The 22,469-nt window shown below is 63.4% G+C and carries 20 protein-coding genes; 5 read left to right on the plus strand and 15 right to left on the minus strand.

Annotation, left to right across the window (positions count from 1 at the left end):
- The first annotated feature begins 63 nt into the window (after nucleotides 1-63).
- The 3 genes from LZA78_RS02310 (at nucleotide 64) to typA (ending at nucleotide 2,899) form a co-directional block, all read left to right on the plus strand.
- Nucleotides 64-678: a YitT family protein gene (locus tag LZA78_RS02310; RefSeq protein ID WP_233675328.1), complete on the plus strand. Its 615-nt coding sequence runs from the start codon at nucleotides 64-66 to the stop codon at nucleotides 676-678.
- Entirely contained in the window at nucleotides 678-1,010 is a 333-nt protein-coding gene (locus LZA78_RS02315; protein ID WP_233675329.1) for a DMT family transporter, read from the plus strand. The genes LZA78_RS02310 and LZA78_RS02315 overlap by 1 nt, the downstream gene beginning before the upstream one ends.
- A 71-nt stretch (nucleotides 1,011-1,081) precedes the next feature.
- The gene (gene typA / locus LZA78_RS02320) at nucleotides 1,082-2,899 is read left to right on the plus strand and encodes a translational GTPase TypA (protein WP_233675330.1); all 1,818 of its coding nucleotides are present in this window, start codon (nucleotides 1,082-1,084) and stop codon (nucleotides 2,897-2,899) included.
- Nucleotides 2,900-3,003: 104 nt separating this feature from the next.
- On the opposite strand, the gene LZA78_RS02325 is transcribed toward typA, so the two are convergent.
- Nucleotides 3,004-4,416, minus strand: a complete 1,413-nt coding sequence (locus LZA78_RS02325) for an aminotransferase-like domain-containing protein (protein ID WP_233675331.1) — start codon at nucleotides 4,414-4,416, stop codon at nucleotides 3,004-3,006.
- 86 nt (nucleotides 4,417-4,502) lie between these two features.
- On the opposite strand from LZA78_RS02325, the gene LZA78_RS02330 reads away from it, so the two are divergent.
- Entirely contained in the window at nucleotides 4,503-4,691 is a 189-nt protein-coding gene (locus LZA78_RS02330) for a DUF1127 domain-containing protein (RefSeq protein ID WP_233675332.1), read from the plus strand.
- An 83-nt stretch (nucleotides 4,692-4,774) separates the two neighbouring features.
- On the opposite strand, the gene LZA78_RS02335 is transcribed toward LZA78_RS02330, so the two are convergent.
- Complete coding sequence (locus LZA78_RS02335; RefSeq protein ID WP_233675333.1) at nucleotides 4,775-5,029, minus strand: hypothetical protein; 255 nt, start codon at nucleotides 5,027-5,029, stop codon at nucleotides 4,775-4,777.
- A gap of 204 nt (nucleotides 5,030-5,233) precedes the next feature.
- On the opposite strand from LZA78_RS02335, the gene LZA78_RS02340 reads away from it, so the two are divergent.
- A complete protein-coding gene (locus LZA78_RS02340; protein ID WP_233675334.1) occupies nucleotides 5,234-6,883 on the plus strand; it encodes a thiamine pyrophosphate-binding protein in 1,650 nt (549 codons plus the stop codon).
- Between the two features lie 41 nt (nucleotides 6,884-6,924).
- On the opposite strand, the gene LZA78_RS02345 is transcribed toward LZA78_RS02340, so the two are convergent.
- The 13 genes from LZA78_RS02345 to LZA78_RS02400 form a co-directional block, all read right to left on the minus strand.
- The gene (locus LZA78_RS02345; RefSeq protein ID WP_233675335.1) at nucleotides 6,925-8,052 is read right to left on the minus strand and encodes an aminotransferase class V-fold PLP-dependent enzyme; all 1,128 of its coding nucleotides are present in this window, start codon (nucleotides 8,050-8,052) and stop codon (nucleotides 6,925-6,927) included.
- Between the two features lie 95 nt (nucleotides 8,053-8,147).
- Nucleotides 8,148-8,972 (minus strand): ferritin-like domain-containing protein, encoded by an 825-nt coding sequence (locus LZA78_RS02350; RefSeq protein ID WP_233675336.1) that lies wholly within the window; start codon nucleotides 8,970-8,972, stop codon nucleotides 8,148-8,150.
- A 68-nt stretch (nucleotides 8,973-9,040) separates the two neighbouring features.
- On the minus strand, nucleotides 9,041-9,247 hold the full coding sequence (locus LZA78_RS02355; protein WP_233675337.1) for a hypothetical protein: 207 nt from the start codon (nucleotides 9,245-9,247) through the stop codon (nucleotides 9,041-9,043).
- 13 nt (nucleotides 9,248-9,260) lie between these two features.
- Complete coding sequence (locus tag LZA78_RS02360) at nucleotides 9,261-9,872, minus strand: hypothetical protein (protein WP_233675338.1); 612 nt, start codon at nucleotides 9,870-9,872, stop codon at nucleotides 9,261-9,263.
- Nucleotides 9,873-9,980: 108 nt separating this feature from the next.
- Nucleotides 9,981-10,292: a helix-turn-helix transcriptional regulator gene (locus LZA78_RS02365; protein ID WP_233675339.1), complete on the minus strand. Its 312-nt coding sequence runs from the start codon at nucleotides 10,290-10,292 to the stop codon at nucleotides 9,981-9,983.
- 2 nt (nucleotides 10,293-10,294) lie between these two features.
- The gene (locus tag LZA78_RS02370; protein WP_233675340.1) at nucleotides 10,295-10,981 is read right to left on the minus strand and encodes a response regulator transcription factor; all 687 of its coding nucleotides are present in this window, start codon (nucleotides 10,979-10,981) and stop codon (nucleotides 10,295-10,297) included.
- A complete protein-coding gene (locus LZA78_RS17880) occupies nucleotides 10,981-11,223 on the minus strand; it encodes an ATP-binding protein (protein ID WP_368861007.1) in 243 nt (80 codons plus the stop codon). The genes LZA78_RS02370 and LZA78_RS17880 overlap by 1 nt, the downstream gene beginning before the upstream one ends.
- Nucleotides 11,120-12,157 (minus strand): sensor histidine kinase, encoded by a 1,038-nt coding sequence (locus tag LZA78_RS02375; protein ID WP_233675341.1) that lies wholly within the window; start codon nucleotides 12,155-12,157, stop codon nucleotides 11,120-11,122. Before LZA78_RS02375 ends, LZA78_RS17880 begins: the two co-directional genes overlap by 104 nt.
- Nucleotides 12,158-12,181: 24 nt before the next feature.
- Entirely contained in the window at nucleotides 12,182-12,322 is a 141-nt protein-coding gene (locus LZA78_RS02380; RefSeq protein WP_233675342.1) for a hypothetical protein, read from the minus strand.
- Nucleotides 12,319-12,636, minus strand: a complete 318-nt coding sequence (locus LZA78_RS02385) for a putative pterin-binding protein (RefSeq protein WP_368861008.1) — start codon at nucleotides 12,634-12,636, stop codon at nucleotides 12,319-12,321. Before LZA78_RS02385 ends, LZA78_RS02380 begins: the two co-directional genes overlap by 4 nt.
- A 249-nt stretch (nucleotides 12,637-12,885) precedes the next feature.
- Nucleotides 12,886-14,139: an HlyD family type I secretion periplasmic adaptor subunit gene (locus LZA78_RS02390; protein ID WP_233675344.1), complete on the minus strand. Its 1,254-nt coding sequence runs from the start codon at nucleotides 14,137-14,139 to the stop codon at nucleotides 12,886-12,888.
- 198 nt (nucleotides 14,140-14,337) lie between these two features.
- Complete coding sequence (locus tag LZA78_RS02395; protein WP_233675345.1) at nucleotides 14,338-16,059, minus strand: type I secretion system permease/ATPase; 1,722 nt, start codon at nucleotides 16,057-16,059, stop codon at nucleotides 14,338-14,340.
- A gap of 66 nt (nucleotides 16,060-16,125) precedes the next feature.
- Nucleotides 16,126-22,464 carry a hypothetical protein gene (locus tag LZA78_RS02400; RefSeq protein WP_233675346.1) on the minus strand — a complete coding sequence of 2,113 codons (6,339 nt, stop codon included), beginning with the start codon at nucleotides 22,462-22,464 and terminating at the stop codon, nucleotides 16,126-16,128.
- Nucleotides 22,465-22,469 lie beyond the last annotated feature (5 nt).

The following is a 22,469-nucleotide window of genomic DNA, read 5'->3' on the forward strand; positions in this document are numbered from 1 at the left end:
ACGCATTCCCGCCATGCGCGCGCAGCAATGGACGCGCCAAAGGCTTTGCGGCATTATTGGGTCATGATTGCTGACCTTAATGCCGAAAAACACTACTCCCTCTTCGAGGATATCCAGGGCCTGATCATCGCATCGGCCCAGGCTGCCTTGGGCATTCACCTGCTGCGCGCGGCCGGGCTGGTCACTGGCGGCACGGCGGGTCTGGCGCTGATCATCTCTTACCTGACGGGCTGGAGCTTCAGCCTCGTCTTCTTCGTGATCAACATCCCCTTCTACGGCTTTGCCTATTGGGCACGTGGTGCGGCCTTCTGCCTGAAAAGTCTGACGACGGTGACGCTTGTGTCACTGCTTGCCGAGGCGCTCAAGCCGCTTTTCGCCGTGGGCTCGATCCATCCCGGCATCTCCGCAGTGATGTTCGGTGTCAGCGCGGGAGTCGGGTTGCTTGGCCTATTCCGTCACTCGGGCAGCCTCGGCGGAGTGTCCATCGTCGCCGTGATCTTGCAGGATAAATTCGGCTTCAAGGCAGGCTGGACGCAGCTGGCGCATGACCTTGTGCTGTTTGCGGTCGCGCTGTGGATCCTGCCCATCGACCGGGTTCTGTGGTCCCTGCTCGGCGCGGTGATCCTGAACTTCGTGATCGCTTTCAATCACCGCCGCGACTGGTATATCGTGACCTGATGCAGACCTACCTGTATCTCCTGATTGCGGTCGTGTTCGAGACATTCGGCTCCTCCTGCCTGCAGGCCAGCCAGCAGTTCACGCGCTTCTGGCCATCGGTTGGGGTGATCGTCGGTTTCGGGGCGGCGTTCTGGTTCTTCACGCTGGTGCTGAAGGTGCTGCCGCTTGGGGTAACCTATGCGCTCTGGTCTGGCATCGGGATGGTGCTGATCGCGCTGTCCGGTTGGGTCCTGTTCGGACAGAAACTGGACCTTGCCGCAACGTTCGGCATCGGCCTGATCATTGCCGGAATTGTCGTCATAAACCTGTTTTCCAACTCCTCTACGCACTAAGCGGCGCTTCGGGCTGGCGCTGGCGACCAATTTCCTCTATGGCCGCCCCAAACCACGAACAGGCGGACGAAATGGACATTCGCAACATTGCGATCATCGCACACGTTGACCACGGCAAGACGACGCTGGTTGACCAGCTTCTGAAACAATCCGGCGCTTTCCGCGAAAACCAGGCCGTGGCCGAGCGCGCGATGGACAGCAACGATATCGAGCGTGAACGCGGCATCACCATTCTCGCCAAGGCGACCTCGGTCGAGTGGAAAGGCACCCGCATCAACATCGTTGACACCCCCGGCCACGCCGATTTCGGCGGCGAGGTGGAGCGCATCCTGTCGATGGTCGATGGTGTCTGCCTGCTGGTCGATGCCGCCGAAGGCCCGATGCCGCAGACCAAATTCGTGACCTCGAAGGCGCTGGCGCTTGGCCTCAAGCCGATCGTCGTGCTGAACAAGGTGGACAAGCCCGCCGCCGACCCGGAAAACGCGCTGAACGAGGTCTTTGACCTGTTCGCCAACCTCGGCGCCAATGACGAGCAGCTCGATTTCCCGCATGTCTATGCCTCGGGCATCGGTGGCTGGGCCGATCTCGAACTGGACGGCCCGCGCAAGGATCTCTCGGCGCTGTTCGACCTGATCCTGAAGCATGTCGAGCCGCCCAAGCAGGAATTCCGTGCCGACGAGCCCTTCCAGATGCTCGCCACCACGCTTTCGGCCGACCCGTTCATCGGCCGCATCCTGACCGGCCGTGTCGAGGCGGGCCGCCTGCGCGTGGGTGATGCGCTCAAGGCACTGTCGCGCACTGGCGAGCGGATCGAGCAGTTCCGCTGCACCAAGATCCTCGCCTTCCGCGGCCTGACGCAGCAGCCCATCGACGTGGCGGAAGCCGGCGACATCGTCACCATCGCGGGCATGACCAAGGCCACCGTGGCGGATACGCTTTGCGCGCTGGACGTGGACACCGCGATCCCCGCACAGCCGATCGACCCGCCGACCATCTCGGTCACCTTCGGCATCAACGACAGCCCGCTGGCTGGCCGTGACGGCAACAAGGTCCAGTCGCGCGTCATCCGCGAACGCCTGATGAAAGAGGCCGAAACCAACGTCGCGATCCGCGTCGAGGACACCCCCGGCGGCGATGCCTTCGTCGTCTCGGGCCGCGGCGAATTGCAGATGGGCGTTCTGATCGAGAACATGCGCCGCGAGGGTTTCGAGCTGTCGATCTCGCGCCCGCGCGTGATCTTCCGCGAAGAGAACGGCGAGCGCATGGAGCCCATCGAAGAGGTGATCGTCGATGTGGATGACGAATACTCGGGCGTTGTCATCGAGAAGCTGACCGGCAACCGCAAGGGTGATCTGGTTGAGATGCGCCCCGCCGGCCATGGTAAGACCCGTATCGTCGCCCATGTGCCTTCGCGCGGCCTGATCGGCTACCAGGGCGAGTTCATGACCGACACGCGCGGCAACGGCGTGCTGAACCGCATCTTCCACAACTGGGCGCCCTACAAGGGTGCGATCCAGGGCCGTCGCCAGGGCGTGCTGATCTCGATGGAGAACGGCGTTTCGGTGGCCTATGCGCTGTGGAACCTCGAAGAGCGCGGCAAGCTGTTCATCGGCGCGCAGGAGCAGGTCTATACCGGCATGATCATTGGCGAGCATTCGCGCGACAACGATCTTGAGGTCAACCCGCTCAAGGGCAAGAAGCTGACCAACGTGCGCGCCTCGGGCACGGACGAAGCCGTGCGCCTGACCCCGCCGGTGCGCATGAGCCTCGAAGAGGCGATTGCCTATATCAACGACGACGAGCTGGTTGAAGTGACGCCGAAAATCGTGCGTCTGCGCAAGCGCCACCTTGACCCGCATGAGCGCAAGCGCGCCTCGCGCGCCGAGTAAACCGCTGCGGAGCGGGGGCGCTGCCCCCGCACCCCCGGGATATTTCGGCCACATTGAAGGCAGAGCAATCTTAGCCCCGCACTCGAACGGCGCGGGGTTTTCCGTTAGATCGGCAGGTCACCGGGCGGGTTTTCGAGGAGCCGCACGAGGCGGCGGATCGCGCGTTGGAAGCGTTCCTCGGGCACACCGCCCGCCATGGCGATGCGCACGGCATTCGGGGCGTGGCCATCTTGCAGTACGTATTCGTCGGCCGAGCGCAGCAGGACGCCCTCGGCCTCGGCCTCGCGGGCGAAGGTGGAGGCGCGCCAGCCAAGCGGCAACCGGAGCCAGACGAAGCTGAGACCGGGCTGCCAGGAAACATCCTGATCGCCGAAGGCCTGCACCACCATTTGCAGGCGGCGGCTCATGACATCTTGCGCCGCGTGGCGCAAGCGCATGGCTTCGCCCGAGGTGAAGAGGCGCGTGACGATATCGGTGACCGGGCGCGGCAGGCCGAAATAGCTGTGCTGCGCGGTGAGGCGTCCGGCTTCGCCCATGCCCTCGGGCGCTACCACGATGCCGAAACGCATCCCGGCCGAGATCGTCTTGGAGAGCGAGGTCACATGCCATGACCGCTCAGGGGCGATCACGCGCAGGCTTTCCAGCCCCGAGACGGGCGCGGTGTAGCAATCGTCTTCGATGATCTGCAGGTCGTGTTTACGGGCAATCTCGGCGATGGCGTTGCGCCGGGCGCTGCCCATCCGGGCCGTCGTCGGGTTCTGTGCGTCGGGGGTGATGCAAACGATCTGGCCACCGTGCTTGCGACAGGCGGCGTCGAGCGCCTCGGGGATCATACCTTCCTCGTCAAGGGCGATCGAGACGACCTCGGCCCGGTTGAGACGCGCGGCATGGCGAAAGCCGGGATAGGCGAGTTCCTCGCACAGCACGACCGGACGGTCGCCCCGCAAGCAGCACTGCATGACAATGTTGATGCCGTTCTGCCCGCCATGGGTCAGGACAAGGTCATCTGCGGTGATCAACGAAGAGATCGTATAGCCCGAGAACCACTCCAGCGCGGCCTCGCGGCAATACTGGTCACGGCGCAGGCCGGGGTATTCGAGATACTGGCGGCCGAGCTCCTGTGCAGCCTCTGCCATGGCTGACGCCAGGGCCTCGGTCTGGCCAACGTCGGGGAGCTGCGGCGAGCGAAGATCAACCACACCGTCATCATCGCTCGGATCGGTCAGCGGCTGGCGGTAGAGCGGCTCGGTCGGGCCGAGGCGGCGCGATTGTGTCGATACAAATGTACCACGACCGACGGCCGCCTCAAGCAGCCCTTCCTGGGTCGCGATCTGATAGGCACGCGCGACAGTTCCCGGCGTAACCCCAAGTTTCCAAGCCAGATTGCGCACGGTCGGCAAGCGCACTCCGGGCGCAAGATCGCCCCGCCGCACACCTTCGCGCAGTGCCCGCACCAGCGAGAGATATTTCGGGCCAGATTGATGCGTAAGGGCGGGAGCCCAATTTGTATCAGTCACAATGTTTCTCTGGATGCGATTGTATGCCTTTTGTATGGTCATCATAACCCAGATGACAGAATTGTATCAATACGAAAAGGTGCACCATGCTGAGCCAATCGCTTCGTCACATCGCCCCGCTTCGCGCCAAGCGCGTTGGCCTGCGCGCGCGTGTCGCCAAGTGGCTGGAGATGCGCCAGACCCGCGCGGCGCTTGCCCGGCTTGACCAGCATCTGCTGCGAGACATCGGGCTGGACACAGTGCAGGCCAATGCCGAAGCGCGCCGCACCTTTTAAGGTTTCAGGAGCCGCAGTCCCCTGTCGGGTCCTCTTCCTTGGCCGGGCTTAGCCCGGCCTCTTTTTTGTTCTGATAGAGCGTGTTAGCCCAGAACGGCCTCAACCACGATCGCGCGTTTGCGCAGCTCGGCATAAAGCGCGGGCACGACCTTGACCTGCCGCGCCGCGCGCGACAGCGCCTCGCCCAGCTGGTTCTCGCTTACCCGGCCCTGAACCCGCCAGACCATGCGCCGTGCGACCCCGTCGTCATAGATGATCTCGACGCCGCCGCGACGCCCCTGCCGCATCCCAAGGAAATCCAGCCCCCCGGAGGGGTTATGAAATACTGATTGTGCCATATCAAACTGCCCGAGATTATTTTTGTATCGGTTGACCACAGATGCGCCGATGTGTCGCTCCGGTCAATTCACTCCGGCGTGAGAGGCGATCAGGCGCGTCAAGCGAGTCGCCCGCGCAACAGCGCCGGGCTGGCTGATACGGTTCGTAGGGTATAGGAATCGCGAAACAGGGCCGTGCAGAGCCCGAAGGTCCGGAGGAATACGATGAAGACAGGTGGCCAACTGATCGTCGAGGCGCTGAAGGCGAATGGCGTGAAACAGATCAGCTGTGTGCCCGGCGAGAGCTATCTGGCCGTGCTCGACGCGCTTTATGACAGCGGGATCGACGTCATGATCTGCCGTCAGGAAGGCGGCGCGGCGATGATGGCCGATTGCTGGGGCCGTCTGACCGGGCAGCCCGGCATCTGCATGGTGACGCGCGGGCCGGGCGCGACGAACGCAAGCGCGGGGCTGCATATCGCCCATCAGGATGCGATCCCGATGATCCTGTTTATCGGTCAGGTCCAACGCCCGGCGCGCGAGCGCGAGGCCTTCCAGGAGGTCGAATACCGCCGCGCCTTCACCGAATTCGCCAAATGGGTGGGCGAGATCGACGACGCCCGCCGCATCCCGGAATTCGTGACCCGCGCCTTCGCGGTGGCGACCTCGGGGCGGCCCGGTCCGGTTGTGCTGACACTGCCCGAAGACATGCTCGACGATCTGGTCGAGGCGCCCGAGGCGCGGCCCTACATGCCCGTCGCGGCCCATCCCGGCCCGCAGCAGATCGAGGCACTGGGCGAGGCGCTCTCGCAGGCCAAGCGCCCGATGGTGATCCTTGGCGGCACCCGTTGGAACGACGCCGCCGTGGCCGAGATCACGCGCTTTGCGGAACGTTTCCAACTTCCGGTCGGGTGTTCGTTCCGGCGCCAGATGCTGTTTGATCACCTCCATCCGAACTACGCGGGCGATGTCGGCATAGGTATCAATCCGGCGCTGGCCGAGGAGATCAAGCAATCCGACCTGCTGATCCTGATCGGCGCACGAATGTCCGAGATACCATCGTCGCGCTATACGCTGATCGAGGTGCCCTACCCCACGCAGAAGCTGGTTCATGTCTATCCCGACCCGGATGAACTTGGCCGCGTTTACCGTGCCGACCTGCCGATCTGCGCGGCGCCCGATGCGTTTTGCGCGGCCCTTGCGGTGCTAGAACCCGCAGTCGCGCCGGTCTGGCCCGAGCGCACCGCGCGGATGCATGACGGCTACGTGTCTTGGTCCACGCCCCCGAAAACCGGCCCCGGCGATGTGCAGATGGGTCCGATCATGGAGTGGATCGAGGCCAACACCGCCCCCGATGCGATCTTCACCAATGGCGCGGGCAATTACGCGACCTGGGTGCATCGCTACCACCGCTTCCGGCGGTTCAACACGCAGGCGGCGCCGACCTCGGGGTCGATGGGCTATGGGCTGCCTGCCGCCGTTGCGGCGAAGAAGCTCTTCCCCGAGCGCGAGGTGATCTGCTTCGCGGGGGATGGTTGCTTCATGATGCACGGGCAGGAATTCATCACCGCCGTGCGCTACGGCCTGCCGCTGATTACTGTTCTGGTAAACAACGGCATCTATGGCACGATCCGTATGCACCAGGAACGCGACTACCCCGGCCGTGTCAGCGGAACCGATCTGGTGAACCCCGACTTCGTGGCCTTCGCCCAAGCCTATGGCGGGCATGGCGAACTGGTGGCGCGCACCGAGGACTTCGGCCCCGCGTTCGAACGCGCCCGCGCCAGCGGCAAGCCCGCGATCATCGAGGTGCGCCTTGACCCCGAGGCGATCACGCCGGCGCGTACGCTCAGCCAGATCCGCAGCGGCACCTGAACGGATGAGCGGGGCAAGGCTTGGCGCCTTGCCCCATTGCTTTACAGCACCCGATCGATAACGGCGCGCAGGCGCGCCAGCGTGCCGTCGACATCGGTGATCTTGTCCAGCCCGAACAGGCCAAGGCGGAAGGTGCGGAACTCGGCTCCCTCGCCCACTTGCAGCGGCACACCGGCGGCAATCTGCATCCCCTCGGCCAGGAACTTCTTGCCGTTCTGGATATCCGGGTCGTCGGTATAGGACACAACCACCCCCGGCGCGCCAAAACCCTGCGCCGCGACCGAGCGCACGCCCTTGGCCGCCAGCATCTCGCGCACTGCGCGGCCAAGCGCCCATTGCGCCTCTTTCATCGCGTCGAAGCCAAGCGCCCGCGTTTCGGCCATCGCATCGCGCAGGCCGACCAGCGCATCGGTCGGCATGGTCGCGTGATAGGCGTGGCCGCCCCCCTCATAGGCCGCCATGATCGCGCGCCACTTCTTGAGGTCCATCGCGAAGGAGTTCGACACCGTCTCTTCCAGCCGCGCAGCGGCGCGCGCCGACATCATCACCATCCCGGCCGAGGGCGAGGCCGACCAGCCCTTTTGCGGCGCCGAGATCAGCACATCGACGCCCGTCGCCTGCATATCGACCCAGATGCACCCCGAGGCGATGCAATCGAGCACCAGCAGCGCCCCCACCTCATGCGCGGCCTCAGCCATGGCACGGATATAGTCATCGGGCAGGATGATCCCCGAGGAGGTTTCGACATGCGGCGCAAAGACGACCTCGGGCCGCGCCTCGCGGATGCGCGCGACAACCTCTTCGATGGGCGGCGGCGCATAGGCGGGCTGCGGCACGTTCCCGGCCGGGCGCGCCATGACCACCGTCGTGCCGCTGGCAAAACCGCCCGCCTCGAAAATCTGCGTCCAACGATAGGAGAACCAGCCGTTGCGCACGATCAGCGCATGACGCCCGCCCGCGAACTGGCGTGCGACCGCCTCCATCGCGAAGGTGCCACCACCGGGCACCAGCGCGACGGCCTCGGTGCCATAAACCTCACGCAACATGGATGCGATATCGCGCATAACGCCTTGAAAACGTGCGGACATATGATTTAGCGAGCGGTCGGTAAAAACGACCGAGAACTCGCTCAGGCCATCGGGATCGACATCGGGGCGCAGACCGGGCATTTCGTGGTTCCTCCTGTTCTTTGCGCTCACCCTAGTCTTGGGCAACCGCGAAGGGCCAGCGAAAAACCAATCATGCGCCTGGACAGGATGCCGCGCTATTCGGCCTGCTCGGCCAACGGCCAGTAGAAATCGGGGGGAATGCCCGCCTCGGCGCGCTTTTCCTCGTTGAAGGGCGGCTTCAGCGCCCCGTGGAAATACTTGCGCACCAGGGTGTGGAAAGTCTCCTTCGGGTCCATCTCGTGCCGTCCGCAGAGAAAGTGGAACCATTTCGAGCCATAGGCGACGTGCCCCACCTCTTCGGCGTAGATCGTCTCAAGCGAAGCGATGGCGTCAAGCTGATCGGCCTTGCGGAAGATCTCGATCATGCCCGGTGTCACATCCAGCCCGCGCGCCTCAAGCACCATGGGCACGACGGTCAGGCGGCCCATGAGGTCCGTCGCGGTGTCCTCAGCGGCGCGCCACATGCCCGCATGGGCCGGAAGCTCGCCATAGTAGCTGCCAAGCGTCGCGAGACAGTCGCTGATCAGGCGGAAATGCTTGGCCTCTTCGTCGGCCGATTTCACCCAGTCGTCGTAGAAGCCAAGTGGCATCCGCGTCTCGGTGAAGCGCGCAATGATATCCCAATGCAGATCGACGGCGTTCAGCTCGATATGCGCGACCGCATGCAGCAGCGCCTTGCGGCCCGCCGGAGTGCCCGGCCTGCGGCGCGGCACATCGCGCGGCGCCAGCAATTCGGGGCGCTCGGGCCGCGCCGGACGGGCGGGCGGTTCGGCCGTGCCGATCGGCATGGGCTGACCCGCGGCGCGCCCCTCGAACCAGGCCTTGGCATAAAGCCGCGACTTCGCGGTTTTCTCCATCGCATCGGCGGTGGTCAGAACATCAACGGCGCAGGCGGCGAGAGTATCGGGAATCTGTGTCATCCCTATCACCTACCCAATCCGCCGTGAACTGACGAGAGGCTATGAACCGCATAGGCGGCAACCCCTAATTAAGCCGGGATCGAGCAGATAATCGCATCAATCACCGCGTTCAACTCGGGGCGGTCTGCGGGAGAGTTGCCCTGAATCTCGAGCACATGGCGCCCGTTGGAAAGCCAGGCCTGATGCAGCACGCTCTCGACGGCGCCATCACCGACCGGGGCGATGCGACGTAGCGCAAAGCCGCGACACCCGCCCGGCAAGTTCAGGTCCGGCATCTGGTCCAGCGGCTTAGGTAATCGCCGCGATCCAGGCCGCGTTCTTGAGCATGTTGCGGTTGTTCTGCGCGTAAAGCACCAGCGCCTCGCGCGCGGACTCCCATGGGTTCGTGGCCTTGCTCGCGATGATCACTTCGTCGATCAGGCCCACGGCGACATTGAGGAACGCCTGCACCAGCCCCGCCAACCGATCGAGGCCCGGTAGGATCGACAGAATGCCACGGGCAAGCCGCGTAACGGCACGCAGCACGGCCTTGACGATCTGGTCGATGGCGAACAGCGTTCCAGCCTCGGCGAACCGCCCGCGCATAGCGGCCTGCGCATGGCCGATCTGGCTGCGCCCCTCGGGCATCGGGCGCCCGGCAAGCAGTTCGACCATCACCGCGATATGGCCCGTCTTGACCATGTAAAGCAGATACTCGCGCAGGGCATACATGATCGCCGCCACCACGGCGAACCCGATACCTCCGCCGATCACCGTGGAACTCGCGCGAAACTCGTCATCGCCGAACGCGCCTATCCCCCATCCCACCCCGGCGCCGGTGCCCGCTGCTGCCACATAGGCCAGCGCCACCCCGAGATAGCTCGCGAGGCGCAGCAGGATGAAAGGAAGCGTCCGGAGCATAAGGCCGAAGCTTCGCGCGATAGAAAAGTCCCACATGATCTGGTACCAAAATCTGCTGTCTCAAATGCTACTCAGGATGGCACGATGCTGGGCGGCGCGCCCCTGCGTTCAGAGGGGAGCCAACGGCGGCAGCGACAGGATCAGCGCAATCAGATCGGTTTGCCGGTTCGTCGCGGTCTTCGAGAACAGTTTCTTGAGGTGAAACGCCACCGTCGTCCACGAAACTCCCATTGTCTGCGCGATCTCGTCGGGGCGTTGTCCGTGGACCAGAAGGCCGGCGATCCGCGCCTCGGTCGGGGTCAGGCGGAAGGCGCGTGCGAGCAGGTCGCAATCGGGCACGTTGCGCCGATCGGGATCGAGGATCAAAACCAAGACCGCCGCATGCCCCTCGGCCACTATGGCAAGCGGCCCGACCAGCACGATCAGGTCAAGCGCGCTGTCGGGCGTGGGACGCTGACGGGCTCGACCCCGTGGATCTCACCACGCAGGCAACGCTCGATCACCTCACGCAGCGGCGCGTTGCCCTCGCAGCTGAGCCGCGCACCGATGCTTAGCCCGCCTTCGGCGGAACAAAACGCGCGCGCTGCCGTATCGGCCCGCAAGACCGCGCCGCCCTGATCGAGCAGCACGATCCCCGGCGCGAGCCGATCGATGGCCGAACCATCTGACGACAACGGCGCGTGCAGCGCCGCTCGCGCGTGGGTCAGATGCGCCTCGACACCGGCACGCACCCGCGCAACCTGACGCAGATGCGCGGCGATGGTCGCCAGAATCACCTCGTAATCGACTGCCTTAACGAGATAATCATCGGCGGCCGCCTGCTTTCCCGCAACGATTTCGCCGCGCTCACCTAACGCTGTGAGAAAGAGGAACGGCACATCCGAAAGATCCGGGCGCGTCGCGCGCAGCCGCGCAAGCAGATCCGGACCGTCGCGCCCCGGCATACAGATATCACACAGGATCAGATCGGGTCGCGAGTCGTCCAGCAGGTCAAGAGCCTGCATCCCGTCGCCCGCCGCCAAGACCTGGTAGCCCACCTCGGACAGTTCGGCCACCAGATCGGCACGCAGCATCGCCTCATCTTCGCAGATCAGGATGGTGTGCCGCATCATGCACCCTCCTCGAGCGGTGCGCCTGCGCGCAGCCATAGCGTAAAGACTGACCCGCTTCCCGGCCAGCTTTCGACCTCAATCGTGCCGCCCTGCAACTCCGCCAAACGGCGCGTGGTCCATAGCCCGATTCCGCTGCTATCGCCGCCGGAGCTGGAGCCGCTCCGGAAACGCTCGAAAATATGCGGCAGTTCCTCGGCGGCGCCCCCCCGGCCCCTGATCGACGACGGCGCAGCCCACACGCTCGCCCCGCTTGAAGAGGCGCAGGTCCACCGCTCCCGAGGAATGCCGCAGCGCGTCTTCCAGAAGATTCATGACGATATGAACCACCAGCCCCGTATCGCACCAGGCGCGGAGTGGCACCTCAGCAGCCTCGATCCGCAACGCGCGGTCTGGGTGGCGCACCTCCAGATCGCGCAACAGAAGGCGCGAGGGCGCGACCAGATCGTGGCGGGCGCAATCGGCGCTGCGAATTTCGTTGTCGATCTGGCCACTCAACAAGGCTGCATCGACAAGCCGCGACAGGTCGAAGACCGTGCTGCGAATGGTCTCGAGGCGCTGCGCCTGTTCGTCGGGTGTGATGGCGCCCTGCCGGCGCAAAATGCGCTGAGCGGAGCTGTCGATCACCGCCAGAGGCGTGCGCAACTGATGCGAGACGACCGCGGCAAAATCGCGCCAATAAGCCCCCGGCGCGCGCTCTTGCTGCAACTCCTGCTCCAGCCGGACCGAGCGCAGACGCACCTCCTCGGCGCGCAGCAAGTTGCGCTGATCGCGCACCAGTCGCCAACCGAGGAACGAGGCCACCGCAAGCCCCAGCACCAGAGACAAGATCACTTGTTCAACCGCCCCGCGATAGCTTTCAAGCCGCAGCGAAAGCTCCTCCCACTCGGCCACCATGGCGCGGTTGGCGGCCTTGTGCAGGCTCTGACGCAAAGCCGTAAGCGCATCGGAAAGCTGTCCGATCCGTTCCCCTGTCAGGACGGAGGCGTGTGGGTCAAAGGCAAGCACCGCCGCTGATTGCGCCGTCAGGGCGTCGGCCAGCCCAAGGTCTTCCAGATACCGCGCCTGCGGCCCTTCACCGAGCAAATCAAGTCGGCTGGCGAGCAGGTCAAAGCGCGACCCGATAGCCGGGGCGCCCGTCAGGTTACGTGCCAGCGCCGCATCCAGCCGAAGCACTTCGACTTCGGTCTGGCTAATGACCTACAGCATGTTCGAGGCACGGCTGACGCGCATCGTCTTCTCGATGCTTGAGAGTCGCACGAGGCCGAAGGCAAGCAGCCCCATGCACAGCAGCACGATGGCGACCGGCAAGGCGATATGCCGAAGCCATCTGGGGCTCATTGCGCCTCGAGACGAGCCAGTTGCCAGACCCAGCGATAGTCGTAGCGGATGTCCTGTAGTTCCGCGTGATCGTCACGCGGATAGACAATCCAGATCGGCCCTTTGTCGCGAGGTGTGAGCGGCTCTCCGTTCATCGAAAGGGCTGCGATCACGTCGAAACGGTCAAAATCGGCGGTGGGAATCTCGATCTCATAGTCATTGAGTGCGACTGCCAGAACCGCATCTGCCTGCAGCCCGGCAGCACCCAATACATCCCGCATCAGCGGCCCAGAGAAGCGTTGGGGTCCGTCTGTGACGGTCGTGTGGGTGATCACCTAGCGCTGCGGCAAGGCAACGATCTGCTTCGCTTCAAACTCGACCACGCTGCCATCGGCGCGCTGAACCGAAAGGATTGGCTCGGCCAATGTCGCCATGGGCGCCAGGAACGCGCAAACCAATCCAATCGTTGAAATAAACCTGGGGCATAACGACACCGGCACCCTCATTGAAAATCGCGAAAAGCTATTCCCTGAGGATTGAGGCAAAACCGTTATCGGGCAACGAAAAACTTCCGCTGCGCGCGCCTATCGCCCCACGAAGCTGCGGTTGAACGAGGTTTTCACCGGATCAAGCAGGTAGCTGACCAGCGTCTGCTCTTCGTCGAGGAAGATGATCTCGACCGGCATTCCCGAGGTCAGTACGACGTCTGGCAGGCTTTCCAGAGCCTCCTGGTCAACGCTCACATCGGCCATGAAATAGGACACGTCGCTGCGCTCATCGACGATGCGATCTGCCGAGACCGAGCGCACCTCGCCGAAGATCTGCGGCAGATTGCGCTGCCGGTAAGCCGACAGAACGACCCGCACGCGCATCCCCGTGTAGATCCGATCGATATCTACGGGGCGCACGCGCGCCTCGGCCAACAACTCGATATCGGCGGGCACGATATCCAGCAGTGCCTGCCCCGGTTTGATCACCCCGCTCATGGTCGAGACCTGCATGTTCGCGACCGTCCCGGCGACGGGGGCGCGAATGACAAGGCGTTCCAGCCGATCCCGATAGGCGGGCAGATCGCTGCGGATCAGCGCCAGTTCGGCGCGGGTCTGCGCCAGTTCGGCGCTGACGGCCTCAAGCATCTCCTCGCGTAGGGTCTGCAATTGCAACTGCGTCTCGGCGACTTGTTCGCCGATGCGGGCGATCTCTGTCTGGGACTGCGCGATTTCCGAGCGCACGCTGGCGCTTTCGCGCTCAAGTGCCAGAACCTGCGGCAGTCGTTGCAGGCCCTTTTCATAGAGGTCGCGCGCGGTGGTAATCGCACCCGTCAGAATGTCATGTTCCTGCATTTTCGCGGCGACTACTTCTTCGATCCCCTGCGCGGTGATGCGCAACTGCTCGGTGCGGGCAAGGAGCACGTTCTCGCGCGCCTGCTGCGTTGTGCGACGGGTTTGCAGCAACTCCTGCTGACCAGCGAAGACGGTCATCGCCTCGGGCGCCAGATCGGCGAAACCGGAGGGTGGCGTGTGCAGATCCGCACCTTGCAATTCGGCCGCCAAACGAGCCTCGACCGCCAGCAGATAAACGTAACGTTCGGTCTTGGCCGAGAGGGCCGCGCGCATCTCCGTGTCATCAAGCAAGATAAGCGGCGCGCCAGCGGCAACCTTGGCACCGTCGGCCACGAGGATCTCTTTCACGATTCCGCCTTCCAGGTGCTGGACGGTCTTGTTGTCACCCATTGGATTGAAGACCCCGGGCGCGACGGCCGCCCCGGCAAGGGGCACAAGCCACGACCAGGTCGCCAGCACGCCGACGAAGATGCCAAGCGCGGCGATACCCGTCATTGCGGGCCCCCGCACCGATTGGGCCAGAGCGCCCGAGCCAGGACGCCGCCGGAATAGGGCCCAAAACGTGCCCGCAAGAAGCACTGCCACCGCGAGCGCGCCGTAGCCCCCCGCCCCCAACGCCCCGTCGATTGCTGATACCGCCCCTCCAACCGTGGCGCGAAACGTCTCTGGTTCATTCAGCGACATGCTTCCCTCCTACGGATGGCTGACCTGGGCGACGCGCACGCGCGGACCGCGCACCGCGCCCACCTCGCGCGTTTCGGTGACGACCTGCGGCTTGCTGCCCTTCTTGCCGAACTGCTCGACCTGACCCTCGCTCATGGTCAGCACCAGATCGGCCAGCTTGAGGATCGAGGCGCGATGCGACACCACGACGACCGTCGCCGAGGCCTTCTTCAGCGCGGCAATGGCGTTATGCAGACATTCCTCGCCCTCGCGGTCGAGGTTCGAGTTCGGCTCATCCAGCACCACGAAGGATGGCCCGCCGTAAAGCGCGCGCGCAAGGCCGATCCGCTGACGTTGACCAAGCGAGATCTGCTCGCCCGTGGGGTCGATCACCGTGTCATAGCCTTTCGGGAAGCGCAGGATCAGCTTGTGCACCCCGGCGGCCTCGGCGGCCGCCATCACGGCTTCGGATTCCATCTTTCCAAAGCGCGCGATATTTTCGGCAATCGTGCCAGGAAACAGGTCAACCCGCTGCGGCAGGTAGCCGATATGGCGGCCAAGCTCATCCGGGTCCCAACTGAAAACATCGGCGCCGTCCAGCCGCACGTGCCCTGCGCTTGGTGCCCACGCGCCAACCAGAAGGCGGCACAGGCTCGACTTACCGGCCCCCGAGGGACCGACGATCGCCAGACAGGTGCCCGGCTCGATAGCGAAGCCGATGTTCTTCAGGATCCGCTCGGAACTGCCGGGAACGGCGAAATGAACGCCCTCCAGCGCCAGCGCGCCGTTGGGGCGGTGCAGCGCCAACCTGGGCGCGTGATCGCCTTCCTTCAAGGCGGCCTCCAGCGCGGAATGCGCCACGCGTGCCGCCTGCAACTGGCGCCAGGCGGCGGTCAGACGTTCGATGGGGGAGAGCGCACGGCCAAGCGTGATCGAGGCCGCGATCATCGCGCCTGCGGTCACATCGCCGCGCAGCACCAGAAAGGCGCCCGCGCCAAGGATCATCACCTGCAACGCAAGACGGATCCCGCGCGAGATGCTGACGATGGTTGAGGTCCGCTCTTGCAGTGCGGCCTCGCGCCCGTGGGCGATGGCGGCGCGGTTTTGCCAGCGCTCGAACAAGGTTGCGCCCATGCCGAGCGGCCGGATCGTCTCGCCCGCATCGACGTAGCGGATCGCCAGATCGTTGGCCCCATGGACCGCCTGCATCGCCTCGCGCTGTTGCTTGCGGGTAAGCAGATCGTTGAGCAGGCTCAGCCCGAACAGAAACCCTGCCCCGCCAAGCGCGATCATCCCCAGAACCGGATGCAGCGCCCAGATGAACAGGATGAAGATCGCCCCCCAAGGCGCATCGTAAAGCGCCATCACCGCATCGCTGCGATAGAAGTTCCGCAGGTCGGCCACCTCGCGCGGCCCGGCCTGCGAGGGCGTGCCGGCCAACCGCGCTTCCATCCGGCGACGGATCGCGGGGGCCGTCAGCTCCCGATCCAGCCAGAAGGCCGCGCGCGACAGGATGATCCGGCGAGAGCGTTCAACCACGGCATAAACCGCGATAGCGAATACTGCGATTGCCGTCAGCCAGATCAGCGTATCGTGCGAGCCGCTGGTCAGCACCCGGTCATAGACCTGGAGCATGTAGATCGCGCCCACCAGAAGCAACAGGTTGAGCGTCGCGCTGAGCAGGATCAGGATCGGCGTCAACCTGCGCACCGAGCGCATCGTGCCGCGAAAATCCGTCTGTTCGATCGCCATTTGATCTCCCCCTCCGTGGCGGCATTGAGAAGGCCGGGCAATCGCCTGCCCGGCCCAATGCGATTATCAGATGACCACCAGCGTATCGGTCGGATCGGTGCCGTCGATGCCGGTGGTGATCTCGACACTGTCCGTATCGCCATCGAAATCGGTGATGGTGATTTCCCAGTCGAGCTGCTTGTCGGGCGTGAACTGCGCCTCTAGGAAGTTCACCCCGCCGATATCGAAGCTGTCACCTTCATCGTCGGTATTGGTCACCCCGAAAGTGTCCGCGTACGAGACGGTTCCGACCTCGACAGTGTAATCGTCCAGCAGATCGGTAACCTCGACGGTCTTGTCGCCATTGTCGATCACGTTGCCGGTGTAGATCCCGCTATAGGCCGTCTCGACCACGAAGCTGTCGGTCGAGCCGTCCCCGGAGATCGTTGCCGTCGCGACCAGGTTCGAGTCATCCTCCATCGGCTCGCCATCGTAGATCTTCACCGATGTGATCTGAACGGTGGTATGCGCCGCGCCGAGCGGATCTTGAAGGAAGGTCTTGGAATTGGCTGGCGCGTCGTTGCTGGTCATGTTGTAGGCAGCAATCGTCATATCCACCAACGAGCCATTGGGCGTCGTCTGGGCGATCTCGATCTGGGCGCTGGTGCGGTCGATGAAGCCGTCAAAGTCCAGCGTATTGCCATTCTTGTACGAGGTCTTGTCGAACCCCGTCGCGCCCACGGTGATAGAATCGACCGGGTCGTCGATCGAGAAGAAATACATCGTCTCGCCATTATCCACCGACTGACCGCTGATCCCGAGCGCGGTGCCAGACGCCTCGGCGTTCGACGAATTGAGCGAGGTCGATGCCGACGAGTCCCGCGTACCATTGGCTTTCAAGACGATCCCGTCGGGGACCACGAGCAGCGCATCGCCATTCGGTGTCACCGAATTTGGCGCGAACACACCGTAGATCTGTTGTCCCGAGGGGAAGCCGTCGAAGTCGAACTCAAGGTTCGGCTCGGGCGGGTCTTGCTCGGAACTCCAAGTGTAGGTCCAGTTCGCCGGATCTTCATCGCTGTCATCCAGCTTCATCCGGAAATAGACCATCTCGGCGCCGCCATATCCGGCGTTACCATCCTCGATGTAGTAGACGACCTCCTTCATCGTGTCGTCGGTGTAATCACCAGTCAGCGTCAGGGTGAAGTTCGGGTAGGAATAGACCAGCGTGGACTCGAAATCGGTAATCGTGACTCCGCCGGACTCACCGTCGAAGTCACGGCCCATCGAGGCTTCGAGATCGACCGTGGCACTCGTATTCGCGCCCGACGCCGCGAACTTGATATCGGCGTCGTCGATATCGTTGTCATCGCCACCGATATCCGGGCCATCGTCGTCCGAGGTGAACAGCGTGTTCGCATCGTCGACGATGGTGCGCGTGTAGTTGGCGGCCTCGCTATCACCCTCCGAGTCGGTCTGCGTCACCGTCAGCTTGATGCCGACGCTGTCGTTGACCTGCGCTGTCAGGATCGAGGCGATCTCGTCATAGGTGCTGGGCGAGGTCGGGTTCTCGAAGGCCAGCATCTGGCGGAAGGTCAGCTGCGCATCCGTCCCCGATGTCGGGTTTTCGATGCTGACCACGAAGGCCACAGCATCAGAAGTTGCTTCGCGCCCGACGAGTTCCATCACCCCGTCGCTGTTCAGATCCTCCAGCGTCAGCACGATTGTCTCACCGCCGACGCTGGTCTTCAGCGTCGTGGCCACACCGTCGGCACCGCCATCGGTCAGCACGAACTCGAACTTGTAACTAGTCGTGCCGGGGTCATCCTGCCCGGCATCGGTCGATACCGTGAACAGCGTTTTCAGCCCGCCCGAGACCATCGTCGTCTTCTGCCCGAAGGGTGTGAAGCCACCGATGGGTTCGTTGAGAACATCATCCGCACCCGAGTCATTGTCCTGCACCGCATCCCCCGAACCATAGCGGTCCGGGCTGCCTTCGGTCTCATCCAGGTTCAGCGCGAAGGTCGATACCGCGTTGCCGCTGGCCGAAACCGAAGCGGTCGGGCCGTCGTCGCCAAAGTCGATGAAGGGCGTAATATCCTTGATCGCGCTGTCGCTGGCGAAGTCGCCGTCATAGTCGTAGACGGTGTAATCACGCTGCACGCCGAGGTAGCCATTCGTCGTGACCAGATCGAGCACCTCGTCATGGGTGCTGGTGCCGCTATGCGCAATCGGCTCATAGAGCGTGACCTTGACCTGGCCATCCTCATCAGTGGCGGTCAGCTCGACGGTGAAGGCGATATTCGCGCTGCCGTCGGTCGGGTCCGTGTCGCCGTTATACATGCCGTAAACGACCCCGCCCGACAGCACGAGCGTGATCGCCGCCGTCGCCACAACATATCCCGTGGCCCCTGCCGAAACCGACAGTGTCGTCGCCAAGGTGGTTGCCGTAGGATCGGGATCACCCCCTGAGGTATCCACGAGCACCAGCTTATAGCTGTCGCTGTCCTGCGCGCTATCGTGGCCCTCGGTATCCGGCGTCACGGTTTCACTAAACAGCGTCCCGATCTTCTCGGCAGAGGTCACAACACCAAGCTTGGGGAGATCGTCGTCGGTGTTGCCGTTCGCGGTTTCGCTATTGGCCTCATCCGCGCGATCGATGCCGACCGTCTCGTCCACCTCAAGCCCGCTCAGCGTCGCGCTGGTCGTGCTGACACTGACTGCGATGCCGGTATCATCGAAGCTCAGGAAGCCGCCCGTATCATCGGCGATCTTGACGCTGTCATCTGCACTGACCTCGTCATCGTCGCCGTCGATGATCGTAACGGTCCGCTTAAGCGACAGGTCTTCGTCCACCGCCAGCGTCATGACGATCTCTTCATCGAACACGGCCGGGTCTTCGGTGCCACCATGGTCGATCGTCAGGTAATGCGTCACCTGAAGCCGCACGTTCGCGGGATCGGTCGCATCGAGCAGCTCGATCTTGAAGGCGACATATTCATCCAGCGTCGTGTCGACGCCGTCGAACTCGTCCGCATCGCCGATCCCGTCAACGCCGGCCGTGATGCCGTAGATGACGCCTTCATCTTCGACGAGGTAAATCCGCCGCTCGGCCAGAGAGGCCCCGGCCAGATCGCCCTGCGCAGTCGCGTAAAGGTTCGTCGCAATCGGCTCTTCCGAGGAAAGCAGCAGGCTGTAGGCGTATTTCACGCTGCCATCACCGCTGAAGTCCCCCTCCTCGTCGCGTCCGTAATCGGCGACGATATCGGCGAACAGGTCGGCCACGTCGCTTGTCGGATCCTCGCCGCTGGCAACATCGGTCGAAAGACGCCCGATATGGTTGGCCGAGCCAAGATCCCCCTTAAGCACATAGACCGGCGTCTGCTGAACCGGGTTCGGATCGTCCGCATTCCCGTTCGCCGAGGCCTGGATCGACTCGGTCTCGGCGCCGTTGAAGAGGTCATCCGCACCGAGCCACCCTGTCGTCTCATCGAGATTGAGCGCGATATCGGCAAGCTGGGTCGCAAGCGCTTCGCCCTCCAAAGCATCGGCAGTCAGCTTGGGCCCATCGTCATCCGAGGTGAACAGCGTGTTCGCATCGTCGACGATGGTGCGGGTGTGGCTGTCGGCCTCGCTATCGCCCTCCGAGTCGGTCTGCGTCACCGTCAGCTTGATGCCGACGCTGTCGTTGTCCTGCGCTGTCAGGATCGAGGCGATCTCGTCATAAGTGCTGGGCGAGGTCGGGTTCTCGAAGGCCAGCATCTGACGGAAGGTCAGCTGCGCATCCGTCCCCGATGTCGGGTTTTCGATACTGACCACGAAGGCCACCGCATCAGAAGTTGCTTCGCGCCCGACGAGTTCCATCACCCCGTCGCCGTTCAGATCCTCCAGCGTCAACACGATTGTCTCACCGCCGACGCTGGTCTTCAGCGTCGTGGCCACACCGTCGGCACCGCCATCGGTCAGCACGAACTCGAACTTGTAGCTGGTCGTGCCGGGGTCGTCCTGACCAGCATCGGTCGAGACCGTGAACAAGGTCTTGAGACCGCCAGAGACATCCGTCTTCTTTTGCCCGAAGGGCGTGATCCCGCCGATGGCCGAGATGGTCCCTTCGTCGTCACCCGAGTCATCGTCCTGCACCGCATCGCCCGAGCCGTAGCGGTCCTCATCGCCTTCGGTCTCATCCAGGTTCAGCGCGAAGGTCGATACCGCGTTACCGCTGGCCGAAACCGAAGCGGTCGGGCCGTCGTCGCCAAAGTCGATGAAGGGCGTGATGTCCTTGATCGCGCTCGAGCTCGCAAAGTCATCGTCGTAATCATAGACGACGAGGTCGTGCTGGATGCCAAGGTATCCGTTGCTGGTGACCAGATCGATCACCTCGTCATGGGTACTGGCGCCGGTATGCGCAATCGGCTCATAGAGCGTGACCTTGACCTGGCCATCCTCATCAGCCGCCGTCAGTTCAACCGTGAAGGCGATATTCGCGCTGTCGTCGGTCGGGTTCGTGTCGTTGTTATACATGCCATAAACGACCCCGCCCGACAGCACGAGCGTGATCGAGGCCGTCCCGGCCACATAGCCCGTGGCGCCCGCCGACACCGACAAGGTCGTTGCCAGCGTGGTCGCGGTGGCGTCCGGCTCAAGACCGGAGGTATCCACGAGAACCAGCTTGTAAAGATCGATATCGGCGCTGCTGTCATGCCCATCGGTATCGGGCGTCACGCTATCGCTGAACAGCGTCCCGATCTTCTCGGCAGAGGTCACAACACCAAGCTTAGGGAGATCGTCGTCAGTGTTGCCGTTCGCGGTTTCGCTATTGGCCTCATCCGCGCGATCGGTGCCCACCGTCTCGTCCACCTCAAGCCCGGTCAGCGTCGCGCTGGTTGGGCTGACGGACACCGAAATACCGGCATCCTCAATGTTGAACTGGCCGCCGATGTCGGTTGCAATCTCATTCGTCGTGGTGGTCTTGTAGCCGCCCACGTCGAAGTTGCCGCTGAAGCCTTCGATCTCGACCTGATCATGCGGCCCGTCCGTTGTGAACAAAACGGTATCGCCGGCCAGCATGCCCGAAATCTTCACCCCATCCGTCGTCAGCGTGAAGGTGATCCGGCCCATCGTTACGGGGGCATTCAGCGTTGCAGTGCTCGCGTCGAAGTTCACGACACCGCCATCTACCAGATCGACAGACACGGTCAGAAAGTCGACTTCTGTCCGATTGGCCATGAAACCGTTCGAGCCATCAAAGAACTCGAAGTCATCGACCCCGGCGTCGATATCATAGGCGCGCAGCAACAGTGCCTGCGTCGCGCTACTTACGGTTTGCGCAATGTCGAACTGCCCCTCCGAGGCAGGATCGTACATGTCGAACTCGATATTCGCGGCCACGTCGGCGGTCGTTTGGGTCAGGTTGGGAATGACGTAATCGGGATCGAGATTCCCCTTCACATATGTGAAGACGACAACCTCGCCCGCGTTAATGCCCTGGTTGCCGTATCCGATCGTGGTATCGCCCACTTTCGAGGTATTGATCTCAACCACCGCCGTCTGGCCCGTCACCAGCAGCCCGCGCAGATCGTTTGAGCCGCCGTCATCCGGATCCTCCGTGTCCGCAGTAAGCGAACCCATCTGCACCCCCAGCAGGAACAGGCTCTTGCCCGCCGGCGCATCGGAGAAGTCGAACCCGACCGCGTCATCTACGACCAGTCCGATCTTGCCGGTCAGGTCGATCGAGTGGTCGGTATCGGCCAGAGTGTCGCCTGCCTCCGGATCGTAGATCGCCTCGAAGGTCATCATGTAATAGGTCAGGTCGATTTGGCTGGCCGAGACCTGCGTCTCGCCGACATAGATGATCATCACCAGATCACCCGTGCCTTCCTCGATCCCGTAGATGATGTTCCCGGCCTCCAGACCGGCCTCGGTCGTGTAGCTCTTGGTCACAAGCCCATCGTCATAGGTGATGTCCGAGAAGAAAAAGACCCGGTTGTTGGTGCCGTTGTCGTCGCTATCCACAAGCGTCCGCAGCCCGCTGTCGTACAGCCCCGAAAGATCCCCGGCCCAATTGAACGATGCCTCGCTGTCCCACACCGCAAGCAGGACCGAGGTTCCACCACCACCCGAGTCGAAACCGGCGATCGAGACATTCTCGATCACACCCGTCGAGGTGACGCTGACCGCGTTCAGCGGGCTGCGCGCAATGCGCCCCGCTGAAGCGAAACTCTGCAAGGGATTGGTCGCACCGCTGCCATCGCCGAATTCCGCGCTATCATCGAGCGCACTGACCAGATTGCGCAGACCAAGCGGCAGCGCCTCCCAAGCAATGTCGTCCCCATCAGCGGGCGGATTGTCTTGCACGGCAGTCTGTTGACCGAGGCTTTCGTCAAGAAAGAAGCCTTCGAAGTCGCCAAAATCAATACTGATAGTCATTTCTA

The organism is Rhodobacter flavimaris (assembly GCF_021378075.1).
GTDB lineage: Bacteria > Pseudomonadota > Alphaproteobacteria > Rhodobacterales > Rhodobacteraceae > Rhodobacter > Rhodobacter flavimaris.

Bases quoted from the DNA above. Each gene is read 5' to 3' on its own strand.
- LZA78_RS02310 (WP_233675328.1), top strand. From the start codon at position 64: ATGATTGCTGACCTTAATGCCGAAAAACACTACTCCCTCTTCGAGGAT.
- LZA78_RS02315 (WP_233675329.1), top strand. From the start codon at position 678: ATGCAGACCTACCTGTATCTCCTGATTGCGGTCGTGTTCGAGACATTC.
- typA (WP_233675330.1), top strand. From the start codon at position 1,082: ATGGACATTCGCAACATTGCGATCATCGCACACGTTGACCACGGCAAG.
- LZA78_RS02330 (WP_233675332.1), top strand. From the start codon at position 4,503: ATGCTGAGCCAATCGCTTCGTCACATCGCCCCGCTTCGCGCCAAGCGC.
- LZA78_RS02335 (WP_233675333.1), bottom strand. From the start codon at position 5,029: ATGGCACAATCAGTATTTCATAACCCCTCCGGGGGGCTGGATTTCCTT.
- LZA78_RS02340 (WP_233675334.1), top strand. From the start codon at position 5,234: ATGAAGACAGGTGGCCAACTGATCGTCGAGGCGCTGAAGGCGAATGGC.
- LZA78_RS02345 (WP_233675335.1), bottom strand. From the start codon at position 8,052: ATGCCCGGTCTGCGCCCCGATGTCGATCCCGATGGCCTGAGCGAGTTC.
- LZA78_RS02350 (WP_233675336.1), bottom strand. From the start codon at position 8,972: ATGACACAGATTCCCGATACTCTCGCCGCCTGCGCCGTTGATGTTCTG.
- LZA78_RS02355 (WP_233675337.1), bottom strand. From the start codon at position 9,247: ATGCCGGACCTGAACTTGCCGGGCGGGTGTCGCGGCTTTGCGCTACGT.
- LZA78_RS02360 (WP_233675338.1), bottom strand. From the start codon at position 9,872: ATGCTCCGGACGCTTCCTTTCATCCTGCTGCGCCTCGCGAGCTATCTC.
- LZA78_RS02370 (WP_233675340.1), bottom strand. From the start codon at position 10,981: ATGCGGCACACCATCCTGATCTGCGAAGATGAGGCGATGCTGCGTGCC.
- LZA78_RS02380 (WP_233675342.1), bottom strand. From the start codon at position 12,322: ATGAGCCCCAGATGGCTTCGGCATATCGCCTTGCCGGTCGCCATCGTG.
- LZA78_RS02390 (WP_233675344.1), bottom strand. From the start codon at position 14,139: ATGACGGGTATCGCCGCGCTTGGCATCTTCGTCGGCGTGCTGGCGACC.
- LZA78_RS02395 (WP_233675345.1), bottom strand. From the start codon at position 16,059: ATGGCGATCGAACAGACGGATTTTCGCGGCACGATGCGCTCGGTGCGC.
- LZA78_RS02400 (WP_233675346.1), bottom strand. From the start codon at position 22,464: ATGACTATCAGTATTGATTTTGGCGACTTCGAAGGCTTCTTTCTTGAC.